This window comes from Ruegeria sp. ANG-S4 (assembly GCF_000814005.1).
Classification (GTDB): domain Bacteria; phylum Pseudomonadota; class Alphaproteobacteria; order Rhodobacterales; family Rhodobacteraceae; genus Ruegeria.
Window position 1 is genome coordinate 55,866 of the sequence record NZ_JWLK01000006.1, and the last position, 14,662, is coordinate 70,527.

The window sequence follows — 14,662 nt, forward strand, 5'->3', positions numbered from 1 at the left end:
AAGCCCCAGAAAAGCCCGCTTAGGCGGGCTTTTTTGCGACAAAAGCCAAGTTGTTGGCGGGCATTTCCACGGCTTCGACGACATCCAGCCCGGAATTGTGCAGCAAGTCCAACATGTCGGCGTCGTTCTTGTACCCGATCTCGGCATCTTGCTGGATCAGGGCGTCATGAAACCGTTGATCGCCCTCGCTCGTTAACTGACCATCGCGCATGAAAGGACCATAGAGGATCAAGCACCCGTTGGGATGCAACGCCTGGGCTGCTTCGCGAACCAGCGTTTGAACTTCACCCCAACTGATCAGATGCAGCAGATTGATCAAAACGACCAGGTCCTGACCACCAATGGCTGCGTGCCACCCCTCAACAGTGGCATTCAAATTGACAGCGTTTGAGACATTTGCAAGGCCCTGCGCGTAGGCGTCTATGCTGGCCCGGCGTTCCGAATCGATTTCGCTGGGCTGCCATTTCAAGTCGGGCAGGCGCTGGGCAAACGCGGCAACGTGCTGCCCGGTTCCGCTGGCCAGTTCCAAGGCGCGTCCTTTCGTTGGCGCAAAGCGCGCCAAAAGATCGCACAATGCATCCGCATTTCTGCTTGCGGCGGGTGCGACCAACCTTTTGCCCAGTCCTTTGGTCGCCACGCTCGCGTTCGATGGAAGTTTGCGTGTCGTCATCGGCGTAGCCTATCCGGTCTGAGTGCTGCGATGTCTTTCGGGTCCAGATCGGGCTGTGCCCCGACAACCAAGTCCGCGACCAGTTGCGATGCGGCGGGCGCTGTTTGAAACCCGTACCCGCCCTGACCGGCTGACCAGACAAAACTGGCATCCGCCGGATCAGGCCCCAGTACAAGCGTTCCATCGGAAACGAAGCTGCGCAAGCCTGCCCAACTGGTTTCCACACGGATGACAGGTTCGGTTACCATCGCTTCGTATCGCGCCAATCCTTCTGCAAGGACCATGTCATCCGAATAGGCGTCATGCGGCGTAACAGGGTCCGCCTCGGACGGTGAGACCAAAAGCTTTCCGGCATCGGGCTTGGCGTACCAACTGTCGCCGGCGCCCAACAACATGGGCCACGTTGTCACATCGTGACCACCGGGCGCTGGCAACCGCGCCATCGACCGGCGGCATGGGGTGATGCCGATCCCGGCAATTCCCGCCAATGCGGCGACCTCGTCGACCCAGGCCCCGGCGGCATTCACGATTATCCGAGCTTCAAACGTACCATCTGCTTCGACTGTCCAATGCTCGTTCTTGCGGATGCCAGTCACTTTGCGACCGGTCAAAACTGAACCTCCGCCTGCACGGATCACTCTTGCAAAATCCTGAAGCAACCGGTCCGTGTCGATGTCGAACGCAGCTTCACCGACAGCTGCGAAAGCGACGGAGCCGCGATCAATAATCGGAACGCAGGCGCGGGCCTCCACCACAGTGATGCCCTGCATATTCAGGTCTTTGACGTCATCATCAAATTGGTCTGCTTGGTCTCGGCTCGCAAGCAGCATAAGACCGCGCCGCGAGAGATAGCCACCGTTTTCGGAAAACAAATACCGGGCACCCGCTTTGTTCAGCGCCACAACCGAAGGGGGGCCGTAATTTTCTTCGAACATTGCAGCCGAACGTCCCGAGGCGTGGTAACCCAACGCGTCTTCAGCCTCCAACACCGTAACCGAGCCATGTTTGGATAGACGGGCAGCGGCGCTGATGCCAGCGATACCGCCGCCGATGACGAGGAAGTCAATCAAAGCCCATGATCCCTATGCGATGGGCACGCCAAATATCTTTGAACTGCATGTTGGCCCCTAAACTCTTGAACTCTCTCATGTGAAGGTCGGCAGACTATAAGCAGCCTTGAATTTGACCTTCAACCCGGTCAAAGAAGTACAAAAGCAACAGGAGGGCAAGGTGACCGCAGCAGACCTTCATCCAATGGCCACCGGACACATTCCCCGGTACGTCGTCGCCGCAGACGGAAGCGATTACCTGTTTTCCGCCATGGTCGTCTTCTTCGTTGTTGTCGTTTTGTTGGTCGGGGTCGGATATCTTACGCTGCACTCGGTTCCCGAAAAAATGGCCCATGAAAACAACCATCCGCAGTTTCAGCTGGTGGGGATATTGGCGTTGCTTGCGCTGTTTACCCATAACGGGATCTTTTGGGTCGCGGCCATTCTGGTGGCCGGATTTCAGTTTCCGGACTTTGCGGCCCCGCTCAAGAACATCGCGGACGCAATCCGATCCCTTGGGCGATCCCCGGTGCCAGAGCCTGTCTCGGAAACGGCTGTGCCGGATGCACCTGCTGCAGACGTAAAAGAACCGCAGGAGCAGTAAAACATGATCGAGACCCTGCTTTGCGCACTGATCACGGTGCTGCCCGACTACCTGTTTCGACGCTTTGTCCAAGGCAAACGGATCGGGCACGAAATCACGCTTTTTACCATGTGGTACGAGTTGCGTTGGGGTCTGACGACCTGCGCGATCCTTGCGCTTACGGTGATCACCACACTGTTTTACTTCCACCCCTCCAGCAGCACCGCTGCCTCTTATTTCCGAACGGTGACGATCCTGCCGCAACTGGGTGGGCGCGTATCCGAAGTCTATGTTCGCAACAACGAACACGTGGTTGCGGGTCAGCCGATTTTCCGGATCGAGGACTTCACCCAGACCGCACAGGTTCAGGCCGCAAACGCGCAGATCGCACAGGTTCAGGCGTCGCTCAAGGTAGCCCAGACCGATTTGGCAGAAGCCGAGGCCGGGATTGCAGGAGCAAGGGCCGCTTTGGATCAGGCGCTGGAAGATCTTGAACGCAACACCACGTTGCGCGACGAAGGGTCCAGCGCGGTGCGCCTGGCCGAAATCGACAGGTTGGAGAATCTCGTTGCCGAGCGCGAGGCGCAGGTCACCGCCGCCGAGTCCCAACGCGCCGCCGTCGTTCAGCAGATCGAAGAGTTAATACCTGCGCAGCTCACCAGTGCCAACGCCCAGTTGGATGCGGCCCTGACCGAGCTGGAAAAGACCGTGATCAATGCCGGCGTCTCCGGGCGGGTTGAACAGTTCGGATTGCAGGTGGGCGATTATGTCAGCCCACTGCTGCGGCCCGCGGGCATTCTTGTGCCTTCCAACTCGGGGCATGATCGTTTTCAGGCGGCGTTCAACCAACTGTCCGCGCAGGTCATCAAGCCCGGGATGATCGGCGAGCTGGGCTGCATGACCAAGCCGTTCACGGTCATTCCCGTTGTTGTCGTCGAGATTCAGGATGTCATCCCGTCGGGCCAAATCCGCCCGTCGGACGAATTGCGGGATGTGCAGGCCAACACGAACCCGGGGTCGATCCTCGTCTATCTGGAACCCTTGTACAAAGGCATGGCGGATGACATTCCGCCGGGCAGCAATTGCCTTGCAAATGTCTACACCGACAATCACGAGCGCTTGGAACACGATGATCTTGGTTTTTGGGAAGCTGCATTCCTGCACGTGGTCGATACAATTGGCGTCGTACATGCCGCAGGGCTGCGTTTGCGATTGATCCTGATGCCGGTAAACACTCTGGTTCTTTCCGGTCACTGATCAGCTTGACCTAGGCGGTCTCGGTTGGGCGCGTCAGGCTTGGTTGCCACTGCTTAGCGAGCGGAACGAATACAGCAACACGCAGGCTGCAAAGCCTGCAACGAAGCTGAAGACCAAAGGGTATGAAGCCGTGATGGCGAAGACTGAGCTGCCCAACGCCATTCCGACCGTGCCGCCCAACAACTGAAATGTCATCGAGATTCCGCTGGCCTGCCCATGCAGGTTCCGCGGAACCGAAACCATGATTGCGCGCCGGGGCGGGACAAACAAAAACGGTACGCACACACCCCACAGGACAAAACCTGCGTAGATCAGCGCGGCGAAATTCACGTACATCCCCAAGGCCACCAAGCAAACGGCGATGATCCCAAAGGCGGTTCCTGTCAATGACGGGACACGTGTTCCGAACTTGTCCGCAACCCTCCCGGCGATGGGTGCGATGAAAATCTGCGGAAGTGCAATGGGCAACAGGGCCGCTCCGGCAATCAGCGGAGAATACCCAAGCGATGACTGAAAATAGGCCGCGCCGAAAACAAACAGAACGATTTTGCCAAACTGGGCTGTAAACAGGATCATGTTCGAGGCAGCCAGATTCGCGTTGGCAAAGAGTGACACTGCAATCAAAGGGGCAGGGATTCTTCGCTCGATCCCGGCGAAAGCACCAAGGCAGAAAACACCGAACACCAAACCCGCAAGAACTTCGGGCTGACCCCAACCCCGATCGGGGCCTTCCATGATCCCAAAGACCAAGGCGGCCAAGCCGAGTACCAAGAGCACCAGACCTTTCCAATCAAACCCATGTTCCATCTGCCGTGGCGTATCGCGCCAGAACATCCAAGCCACAGCGCCGACGACCAGCACGATTGGCGGGTTCAACCAGAAAATCCAGCGCCAAGACAGGTATTCTGTCAGCAGCCCACCAACCAGCGGGCCCAGGGACAAGAAAACGGTCCCGATCCCGCCGTACAACCCCAACGCCAGCCCGCGTTCCTTTTCGTCAAAGGATTGGACCAGAATGACCAGCGATAGCGGAAAGATCAGCGCGGCCCCGAACCCTTGGATCGCACGCGCGGTCAACAGTGCGAACCCGTTTTGGGCAAAACCGCCCAACGCCGACGATAACCCAAAGATCAGCAACCCCGTGCTGAGCAAGGCCCGAATGCCAAGTATATCGCCCAACCGACCTGCCGCAGCCGCAAAGCAGGCCAGTACCAACAGGTAGATGTTGACCACCCAATGCGCATCCAATCGCGAGAGGTGAAGCTCTTTGCGGATTGTGGGTAAGGCGACGCTGACTACGGTTTCATCCAGTGATATGACACCAAGAATGGCCCCCATCGCGCCGAGAATCCACCAGCGGCTGTGGTCTTTTTTTCACGGTCTGCATTGGTCATTTTTCCAAAGTCGACGGATCGGCTGTTCCATCAGGTCCGGTGTCAACCCGTTCGTCAAGGCCGCGACTGCGTCCTTGCAACAAAAAAGGGCTGACCAATTGGCCAGCCCCGAACGGTGTTTCCAGCCCTGATTACTGCGGGATTTCGCCTTCCAGCCCTTCGACATAGAAGTTCATGCCAGCCAGAGTGCCATCATCGGCCACTTCGCCTTCGGCCAGCCAATCGCTGCCGTCCTGCTTTTTCAACGGGCCAGTGAACGGGTGGTATTCACCCGCGGCCATTGCCGCCTTCAGCGCCAGAGCCTCTTCCTTGACATCGGCCGGAACCGCATCCGAGATTTCGCCGATGGCAACCATTCCTTCGCGGATACCATCCCACGTATTTGCGCTTTCCCATGAGCCATCCATGACAGCCTGGGTCCGTGCAATATAATAGGGTGCCCAATCATCGATAATCGACGAAACGCGCGGGAACGGAGCGTATTCGCTCATGTCCGACGCCTGACCAAAGGTGACGACGTTGCCCGCCTCTTGCGCGGCCGCTTGCGGCGCGGTCGAGTCGGTGTGCTGCAGGATCACGTCCGCACCCTGTTCTATCAGAACGGTGGCCGCGTCAGCCTCTTTCGCCGGGTCGAACCAAGTGTAGGCCCAGACGATCTTGAACTCGACATCCGGATTGACCTTCTTGGCGTGGACATAGGCCGAGTTGATGCCGCGGATCACTTCGGGGATCGGGTAAGAGCCGATATAGCCGATGATGTTCGACTTGGTCATATTGCCTGCGATGTGCCCCTGAACGGCGCGCCCTTCGTAGAAACGTGCCGAATAGACCGCGACGTTATCAGCCGTTTTATAACCCGTTGCATGCTCGAACTTCACGTCCGGGAATTTCTGGGCCACGTTGATGGTTGGATCCATGTAGCCGAACGAGGTGGTGAAGATCAGGTCAGCCCCTTCCAGAGCCATCTGCGTCATCACACGTTCCGCATCGGGCCCTTCGGGAACCGATTCAACGAACACGGTTTCAACCTTGTCGCCAAAATGCTCTTCAACCGCCAAACGGCCCTTGTTGTGCTCATAGGTCCAGCCGCCATCGCCGACGGGACCGACGTAAACAAACCCGACCTTGGTTTTGTCCTGCGCAACAGCGCCGGTCGCAAGGCCCAGCGCGATAGCCGCGCTCGCCAAAAGTGATGTGAATTTCATATGTTACTCCCCAAGTTGATAAAGTTGGCCCCTAGTGCGAGGCATGGAAGGTTCGGCCCAGCGAGGCAGGTGCGCTGCTCTTGTCGGCCGAAAGGATCACAAGCACAAGGATCGTGATGATATAGGGCGACATTGCCAGATACTCGACCGGAATGGCAACGCCCGCTGCCTGCAAATTCAGCTGCAACACGGTGATGCCGCCAAACAAATAGGCACCCAGCAAGGCACGCCACGGCTTCCAGCTGGCAAACACCACCAGGGCGAGGGCGATCCAGCCGACCCCGGCGGTCATGCCCTCGGTCCATTGGGGGACGCGGATCAGGCTGATATAGGCACCGCCCAAGCCCGCGCAGGCCCCGCCAAAAAGGATCGCCATGATGCGGATCTTGATTACCTTATATCCCAGCGCATGTGCCGCATCGTGGTTTTCGCCGACCGCGCGCAGGATCAGACCAACACGCGAATATTTCAACGTCGCCCAGACCGCGGTCGTCAAAGCGATGCCCACGTAAAGGATCGGGTCATGCTGAAACAGGATCGGGCCTATCACTGGAATGTCGCTGATGACCGGGATGTGAATCTCACCCATATCTGGTGGTTTGACACCCACATAGCTCTGCCCCATGAGGGCACTGAACCCAAGCCCGAACAGGGTCAGGGCCAACCCGCTGGCCACCTGATTGGCCAGGGCCACCTGCGTAAGTAGCACGAATAGCAAAGACAGGACAGCACCACCCACAGCCGCCGCAATAAAGCCCAGCCAGGGCGAGCCGGTTTCAACCGAGATCGCAAAGCCGCTGATCGCGCCGACGATCATCATGCCCTCGACCCCAAGGTTCAGAACGCCGGCCTTTTCGACAACCAGCTCTCCGATCGCGGCCAGCAGCAGGGGGGTCGCGGCCACCATCAGCGAGGCGACCAGAAGTACGGGATTAATCTCACCAAGGTCCATGGGTCACGCCACCTCGCTACGGGCCGCACGGATGCGGTAGTTTGTCAGAAGATCGAAGGCCAGAAGAAAGAACAGCAGCATCCCCTGGAACACCTGAATGGCCGCGGCGGGCAGGCCCAGCTGAGACTGCGCGATCTCGCCACCGATATAGGTCAGTGCCATCAGGAACCCTGCCAGCAAAATGCCAACCGGATGCAACCGACCCAGAAAGGCCACGATGATCGCGGTAAAGCCATAGCCTACGTTAAAGTCGATGCTGACCACGCCCGAGGGACCAGACACTTCGAACATCCCTGCCAGACCTGCAAGCGCACCGGACAAGCCAAGACAGAACAGGATCAGCCGCGCCGGATTCACACCGGCGAACTTCGCGGCGCGCGGGGCTTCACCCGTCAGGCGGATGTGAAAGCCCAGCATATGGCGGTTGAGCAGCACATAGGCAAAGATCACCGCAATCAGCGCAGCCACCACACCCCAGTGCATCCCCGATCCTGCGATCAGTTCGGCGTTGTGCGCACTCTCATAAGACTGCAGGTTGCGCGAACCCGGAAACCCAAATCCTTCGGGGTTTTTCAGCAGACCCAGCGACACCGAGGCCAACATCTGCTCGGCCACATAAACCAGCATGAGCGAGACAAGAATCTCGTTGGTGCCAAAGCGCACCTTCAGAATGGCCGGGATCATCGCCCACAGCCACCCGCCAAACGCACCGGCAATCACCATGATCGGAAAGATGTACCACGCATCCAGGGGGTAAAAGGCCAGACCCGCGCCCGCGCCGAAAATGGCGCCCATGATATACTGACCCTCGGCCCCGATATTCCAGATGCCCGCGCGAAAACCCAAAGACAGACCAATCGCGATCAGCACCAAAGGGGCGCCTTTCACCAGCAATTGCGGGCGATAGTAAAACGAGAACTCGCCAAACAAAGGCTCCCAGAAAATGGTGCCAATGGCCTCGACCGGGTTCTTCCCGAGAATGGCAAACAGGACGCCGCCAAAAACCATCGTCGCCAGCACAGCGACCAAAGGGGTTGCATAAGACCACGCCTTGGACGGCTGGGGCCGCTTCTCTAACACAATCATCCGCTCATCCCCCGCCGGTCTTCATCTTTTTGTAAATACTCTCGCCGAAGGCGACGCCACGGTTCACACATGCGCCACCTCCATGCCATGCGCGCCGCCCATCATCAGGCCAATCTCGTCAACCGTCAGACCTGTGGTTTCGCGCGGCGCGCTGAGCCGCCCTTCGTTGAGCGCGGCAAAACTGTCCGAAATCTCCATCAACTCGTCGAGGTCTTGCGAGATGCAGACCACTGCCGTACCCTTGGCCGCGAGATCCAAAATCGCCTGCCGAATGGCCGCCGCCGCCGCCGCATCCACGCCCCAGGTCGGCTGGTTCACAACCAGAACGTCCGGGCTTTGCAGAACTTCGCGGCCAATGACGAATTTCTGCAGGTTACCGCCGGAAAGCGACCGGGCTGCATTGTCTGGTCCTGGAGTGCGGACGTCAAAGGCGCCGATGATCCGTTCCGCAAAGTTTTTAGTCTCGGACCATTTCATGAAGCCATTGCTTTCCAGCCCTTCGCGCACCGAACCCGTCAATAGCGCGTTTTCCGTGAGGCTCATATCAGGCGCTGCGGCATGACCCAGCCGTTCCTCCGGCGCGGTCAGCACGCCCAGCTTTCTGCGTGCGGTTGGCCCCAGCTTGCCAATCGGCTGGCCGTTGAACTTGATTGCATCCGCAGCGGTCGGGATTTCACCGGACAGGACACCCAGCAGCTCATCCTGTCCGTTTCCCGCGACACCGCCGATGCCCAGAACCTCTCCCTTGCGGACGGTCATGTGAACGTTTTTCAACGCGGTGCCGAATTCTGAAGGCGAGGGCACCGACAAGCCGCTGACATCCAGCGCCACATCGCCAAATTCGCGCCCCGACCGCTCGGGCGTTTGCAGCGTTGATCCAACCATCATTTCGGCCATATCCCGCGCCGAGGTTTCAGCCGGAATGCACGCGCCCACATTCTTGCCCAACCGCAGGATCGTGGCGTGGTCGCAGAGCGTTCGGATCTCTTCCAGCTTGTGCGAGATATACAGGATCGATGTGCCCTCGGACCGCAGCTTGTTCAGAGTCTCAAACAGGATTTCAACTTCCTGAGGAGTCAGAACCGAGGTTGGCTCGTCCATGATCAGCAGCTTGGGATCTTGTAATAGGCAGCGGATGATTTCGACTCGTTGACGCTCGCCCGCCGACAGATCGCCGACGGTTCGGTATGGGTCGAGCGGCAGACCATAGGTTTCGGACACTTCCCGAATGCGAGAGGCCAGATCGCCCATAGGCGGCGGATTTTCCATCCCAAGCGCGATGTTCTCGGCCACGTTCAACGCGTCGAACAGCGAGAAATGCTGGAACACCATCGCGATCCCGTCAGCGCGTGCCGCGCGGGGTTCCGGCGGCGCAAAGACCTGGCCGCGCAGCAGCATGGTGCCGCTGTCGGGTTTCACCAGCCCATAAATCATTTTGACCAGCGTGGATTTCCCCGCGCCGTTCTCGCCCAGCAGGGCGTGAACCTCGCCTTCGCCGATGTCAAAGGACACCTGATCATTGGCCACGACGCCGGGATAGGCCTTGGTCAGCCCTTGCAGGCTCAATAGTGGAGTGGTCACGCGCTCAGGTCCTTCTTCAACTCAGTCTTCCGGGCCGGGCGCAACAGCTGCGCGGCGACGCCAACGGCGATCATCTGCGGATGCTTGCCCAAGCCGGGATCGCCGATCGGGCAAGTGATCCGACCGATCCGTTCGGGCGCATGCCCGAGCGCGGCCAGCCGCGACCGGAATCGCGCCCATTTCGTAGCCGAGCCGATGAGGCCCGCAAAGCGGAAATCATGCAAAAGCAGCCGGTTGCACAGTTCCAGGTCCAGAGAATGTGAATAAGTAAGCACAAGATGCTCGGCATTGTGCGGCGCATGCCGCACCAGGTCTGCGGGTTTGACGACCGGCACAACTGTCACGCCGTTCGGTACGGCCTTGGGAAAACGATCCTGTCCGGTATCGACCCATGTGATCGAAAGATCAGGCAGCGGGGACAGAACATCAACCAAAGCCCGACCGACATGACCCGCACCCCAGATCCAGAGATTGCGGGTTGGCCTGTGGACAGGTTCGATCATCCAGCCCTCGACCAACCGAGGCTCGGGCGCAATGCCCTGTCCACGCGCATCCGCCAAAAGGCGCTTGACCATCAGGGGCATGTCTTGGCCCGCAACCGGGCGGGCAATGATGGCGTCGTCCAACGCCTCTACGGCGTCGATGTCATAGACTTCGCTCAGCAATGAAACGGCGCCGCCGCAGCACTGGCCCAATTCGGGCCCAAGCGCGTGTTGCGTGAGGCGGGATGATGCAGTCTGCAACCGCGCAGCCTCTGCCGCCTGATACTCAAGCGTCCCACCACCGATCGTTCCGCTTTGACCGTCTTGCCAGACCAGCATCGCGGCCCCAACTTCGCGCGGGGACGATCCCTTGATCGCTGCGATGACCACCCGGACCACTTTGCCGTGGGTTTCGACCGCCTCCCTCAAAGCCTCTAGATCAAACCCCATCAGATGCCTCCTTTCATCCGCTGGACACCGCGCCAGACCTCTTCTGCAGTGGCGGGCGCGTTCAGGGCCGGATAGCTGTCGCCGCAAGAGGCCACCGCGTTCGACAAGGCCAGCCAAGCCGAAATACCCAACATGAAGGGCGGCTCGCCGACCGCTTTCGAGCGATAGATCGTGTCCTCGCGGTTCTCACCGTCCCAAAGCGCGACGTTGAAGATGTCCGGCCGGTCCGAGCAGGCAGGGATTTTGTAGGTCGAGGGCGCGTGTGTGCGCAGATTGCCCGCGTCGTCCCAGACCAGTTCCTCGGTCGTCAGCCAGCCCGCGCCTTGTACGTACCCACCCTCAACCTGTCCGATATCCAACGCCGGGTTCAGGGATGCACCTGCATCATGCAGGATATCCGTGCGCAGGATGCGGTTTTCACCGGTCAGCGTATCGACCGCGACCTCGGTGATCGCCGCGCCATAGGCGAAATAGAAAAACGGACGACCCCGGCCCTTGATCCGGTCCCACTCGATCTTTGGGGTTTTGTAGAAGCCGGTCGCAGACAAGCTGATCCGGCCCTGATAGGCCAGCGCGGCGGCCTCGGCGAAGGAATACCGTTCCGCACCGACCGAGACATGCCCATCCGAAAACGTGACCGTTGCTGGATCAGCCTGATGCCGCTCGGCCAGATAATCGGCCATCCGGTCGCGGATCGTATCGCAAGCGGCTTTCACGGCCATGCCGTTCAGGTCACTGCCCGAAGATGCGGCTGTCGCTGAGGTGTTGGGCACCTTGGCGGTGTCCGTTGCGGTGATTTTCACCATTTCAAGCGGGATGCCGAACCGCGACGCGGCGACTTGTGCGACCTTCTGGAACAGGCCCTGACCCATCTCGGTTCCGCCGTGGTTCAGATGGACCGAGCCGTCTTGATAAACGTGCACCAAAGCGCCCGCCTGGTTCAGGTGGGTCAGCGTGAAGGAAATGCCGAATTTAACGGGCGAGAAGGCGATACCCTTTTTGATCACACTGTTCTCGGCGTTCCATTTTTCTATGGCAGATTTGCGCGCAGTATAGTCGCTGGATTTGAGCAAGGCATCGGTCATGCCGTGCAGTTCGAAATCACTGACCTCCATGCCGTAGGGGGTTGTATTGCCCCCTGCGGGCAGAGGGCGTACCGGGGCGTTGCCCATTTCAACCGCACCACGGCTGGTCAGGTCTTCATGCGGATCGGGATGCCCCAAGGGTTTCTGGGATGGCTCCTTTTCATCCACCTTATGCGCCGGTTCATAGTAGTTCCGGCGGCGCAATTCGACCGGGTCCAAGCCTAACTCTTGCGCGGCATGGTCCATGACCCGTTCGATCCCGACCATACCTTGCGGGCCACCGAACCCGCGATAGGCGGTGGCGGATTGGGTGTTGGTCTTGAGCCGGTGGCTTTCGATCCGGGCATTCGGCAGCAGATAGGCATTGTCCGAATGCAGCATGGCGCGGTCGGCCACCGGCAGGGACAGGTCCTGCGCCCAGCCGCAGATCGCGTAGTGGTGGAAGGACACGCCCTGAATATGCCCGTTCGTGTTGAAACCGGCCTTGTACGAGATGCGAAAGGCATGGCGCTTGCCGGTGATGATCATGTCATCGTCGCGGTCATAGCGCATCTTGCAGGCCTTCCCGGTGGCGCGGGCTGCGATTGCACAGGACACGGCCAAGGCGTTGCCCTGGCTCTCCTTGCCGCCGAAGCCGCCGCCCATCCGGCGGGTTTCGACCCGGACTGCGTGCATGGGGACGCCCAAAGCATCCGCCACCTTGTGCTGAATCTCGGTCGGGTGCTGAGTCGAGCTGTGGACCAGCATGTCCGCACCTTCGTTCGGCACGGCGAGCGCGGCTTGACCTTCGAGATAGAAATGCTCCTGCCCGCCAAGCTCGAAACTGCCTTCGATTACATGGTCTGCGTGGGCGATGGCGGCATCAGCATCGCCTTTTGCATAGATGCGCGGGCCGTCCTCGAACCGACTGTCGGCGGCCAGAGCCTCTTCGACCGTCAGGATCGGGTTCTCTTCGGCATAGTCGATCTTGCCCAGACGCGCGGCTTTGCGGGCGGCCAGATGGCTCGTGGCAACCACCAGAAACACCGGTTGGCCGATATAGTGAATCGATCCGTCCGACAGCAGCGGCTCATCATGAATCGATGGTGAGACGTCATTGGCAAAGGGCAGGTCGTCGGCGGTCATCACCATCACGACACCTTCGGCTGATTCCACCGCAGACAGGTCCATCGCGGTGATCTTTCCCTTTGCGATCGGGCTAAGACCGAAAGCCAGATGCAGTGTGTCTTTCGGGGTTGGAATGTCATCGACATACCGCGCCGCGCCGGAAACATGCAGCGGGGCCGCGTCGTGGGGCAGGGGCTTGGTCACGCTCATGCCGATACCTCAAGCACGTTCGTCACTTCACCCTGATCCTCAAGGAAATAGCGTTCCAGCATCGCCTTCGCGGTCTCCAGCCGATAGGTGGCTGAGGCACGCATGTCCGTGAGTGGTGAATAATCGTCGGCAAAGGCTGGAAGTGCGCCCTTGATGGTCTCGCGCGACCAAGGTTTGCCATTCAACGCAGCCTCGACATGGGTTGCCCTTTTCGGAATGCCTGCAAGGCCGCCAAAGGCTATCCGGGCTTGGGTAACGACGCCGTCTGAAACGCTGATGTTGAAACAACCGCACACGGCGGAGATATCCTGATCGAACCGTTTGCTCAGCTTGTAGACCTTCAGCCGATCCGGTTGACGCGGGAAGCTGACGGCTTCGACGAATTCACCGGGGGCACGGTCTTGTTTGCCGTAGTCGATGAAGAATTCCTCAAGCGGCAGGTGTCGGCGTTCGTCACCTTTGCGCAGGTGCAGCGTTGCATTTAGTGCGATGAGGGCGGGCGGGTTGTCCCCGATGGGAGAGCCATTGGCGATGTTCCCGCCAACCGTGGCCGCGTGGCGGACCTGAACGCTGGCATAGCGGCGGATCATCTCGGCATATGACGGATGCAGGTCTGCAAGTGCCTCGCCCATGCGGTTCATGTCGACCATCGCACCAAAGCGCACTTCGTCGTCGGTGATCGTGATCTCTTTCAGGTCGTCACAGCGGTTCAGGAAAATCACAGGGTCCAATTCGCGCAACTGTTTGGTGACCCACAGGCCGACATCGGTGGCGCCGGCGATCAGCGTGGCATCGGGGTGCGCGGTGTAAAGGGCCGCCAATTCATCGGCTGAGGTAGGTAGGAAAGGGGGCTCTGCCCCCCGGCCTGCGGCCTCCCCCCGAGGTATTTCGGAACAAGAGAAGGATTGGTCGTCGGTGATCCATGTCGGCACCGGGTGTGGTTCAGCGGCCTCGGCGGCGCGGATGATCGGGGCATAGCCGGTGCAGCGGCACAGGTTGCCAGCAAGCTGGGTGTCATGGTCGGTTGCGCCATTGGCGTGACTTGCGACCATCGACATGACAAAGCCGGGAGTGCAAAAGCCGCATTGCGAGCCGTGCAGGTCGACCATGGTCTGTTGTACCGGGTGGGGTTCCTGATTGGGGCCGCTTGCACCTTCGACGGTGCGGACGGCTTTGCCGTGCAGCTGGGGCAGGAACAGAATGCAGGAATTCAGCGCCTTGTGGCCATCGGCATCTGTGATCATGACGGTGCAGGCGCCGCAATCGCCTTCGTTGCAGCCTTCTTTGGTGCCGGTCAGGCCGCGATCCTCGCGCAGCCAGTCCAGCAGGGTGGCAGTCGGATCAACGTCCGCCAGCTCCACTGTCTCTCCGTTCAGAAGAAACGTGATGTTCATTCGAGAAACCCGTCGCCTTACCCGGTTGCGCCCTGCGGTGCCCTCCTTCGATGCGACGTAGAAAGAGTGGCGGGCGAGTAGCTTGCCGTCAGATGTTAGAAACAGCGTGGCTTGTCTGGCAAGAAAAACTGCCTATTTGTCATGCGATGGGGCGGTG

The 14,662-nt window shown here is 59.6% G+C and carries 12 protein-coding genes; 2 read left to right on the forward strand and 10 right to left on the reverse strand.

Going from position 1 to position 14,662, the window contains the following annotated elements; genetic code table 11:
- Positions 1 to 19: 19 nt before the first annotated feature.
- Together RA28_RS18090 and RA28_RS18095 are read right to left on the reverse strand one after the other, a co-directional pair.
- Complete coding sequence (locus RA28_RS18090; RefSeq protein ID WP_039531946.1) at positions 20 to 670, reverse strand: DUF938 domain-containing protein; 651 nt, start codon at positions 668 to 670, stop codon at positions 20 to 22.
- On the reverse strand, positions 667 to 1,740 hold the full coding sequence (locus RA28_RS18095; RefSeq protein ID WP_039531947.1) for an NAD(P)/FAD-dependent oxidoreductase: 1,074 nt from the start codon (positions 1,738 to 1,740) through the stop codon (positions 667 to 669). Before RA28_RS18095 ends, RA28_RS18090 begins: the two co-directional genes overlap by 4 nt.
- 160 nt (positions 1,741 to 1,900) lie before the next feature.
- Here RA28_RS18095 and RA28_RS18100 point away from each other — a divergent pair, with 160 nt between their 5' ends.
- The gene (locus RA28_RS18100; RefSeq protein WP_152612104.1) at positions 1,901 to 2,323 is read left to right on the forward strand and encodes a hypothetical protein; all 423 of its coding nucleotides are present in this window, start codon (positions 1,901 to 1,903) and stop codon (positions 2,321 to 2,323) included.
- A 3-nt stretch (positions 2,324 to 2,326) separates the two neighbouring features.
- Entirely contained in the window at positions 2,327 to 3,559 is a 1,233-nt protein-coding gene (locus RA28_RS18105; protein WP_039531949.1) for an HlyD family secretion protein, read from the forward strand.
- Positions 3,560 to 3,592: 33 nt separating this feature from the next.
- On the opposite strand, the gene RA28_RS18110 is transcribed toward RA28_RS18105, so the two are convergent.
- From RA28_RS18110 to xdhA, 8 genes are all read right to left on the reverse strand, one after another.
- On the reverse strand, positions 3,593 to 4,897 hold the full coding sequence (locus RA28_RS18110; RefSeq protein ID WP_052261513.1) for an MFS transporter: 1,305 nt from the start codon (positions 4,895 to 4,897) through the stop codon (positions 3,593 to 3,595).
- 187 nt (positions 4,898 to 5,084) lie between these two features.
- Positions 5,085 to 6,158: a BMP family ABC transporter substrate-binding protein gene (locus tag RA28_RS18120; RefSeq protein ID WP_039531952.1), complete on the reverse strand. Its 1,074-nt coding sequence runs from the start codon at positions 6,156 to 6,158 to the stop codon at positions 5,085 to 5,087.
- A gap of 31 nt (positions 6,159 to 6,189) precedes the next feature.
- Positions 6,190 to 7,110, reverse strand: coding sequence for an ABC transporter permease (locus RA28_RS18125; RefSeq protein ID WP_039531954.1), 921 nt, complete (start codon positions 7,108 to 7,110; stop codon positions 6,190 to 6,192).
- Positions 7,111 to 7,113: 3 nt separating this feature from the next.
- The gene (locus tag RA28_RS18130; protein WP_039531956.1) at positions 7,114 to 8,196 is read right to left on the reverse strand and encodes an ABC transporter permease; all 1,083 of its coding nucleotides are present in this window, start codon (positions 8,194 to 8,196) and stop codon (positions 7,114 to 7,116) included.
- A 63-nt stretch (positions 8,197 to 8,259) separates the two neighbouring features.
- On the reverse strand, positions 8,260 to 9,777 hold the full coding sequence (locus RA28_RS18135; RefSeq protein ID WP_039531958.1) for an ABC transporter ATP-binding protein: 1,518 nt from the start codon (positions 9,775 to 9,777) through the stop codon (positions 8,260 to 8,262).
- Complete coding sequence (gene xdhC / locus RA28_RS18140; RefSeq protein WP_039531960.1) at positions 9,774 to 10,709, reverse strand: xanthine dehydrogenase accessory protein XdhC; 936 nt, start codon at positions 10,707 to 10,709, stop codon at positions 9,774 to 9,776. Before xdhC ends, RA28_RS18135 begins: the two co-directional genes overlap by 4 nt.
- Positions 10,709 to 13,111, reverse strand: coding sequence for a xanthine dehydrogenase molybdopterin binding subunit (gene xdhB / locus RA28_RS18145; RefSeq protein ID WP_039531961.1), 2,403 nt, complete (start codon positions 13,109 to 13,111; stop codon positions 10,709 to 10,711). Before xdhB ends, xdhC begins: the two co-directional genes overlap by 1 nt.
- Entirely contained in the window at positions 13,108 to 14,505 is a 1,398-nt protein-coding gene (gene xdhA / locus RA28_RS18150) for a xanthine dehydrogenase small subunit (RefSeq protein ID WP_039531963.1), read from the reverse strand. Before xdhA ends, xdhB begins: the two co-directional genes overlap by 4 nt.
- Positions 14,506 to 14,662: the final 157 nt, after the last annotated feature.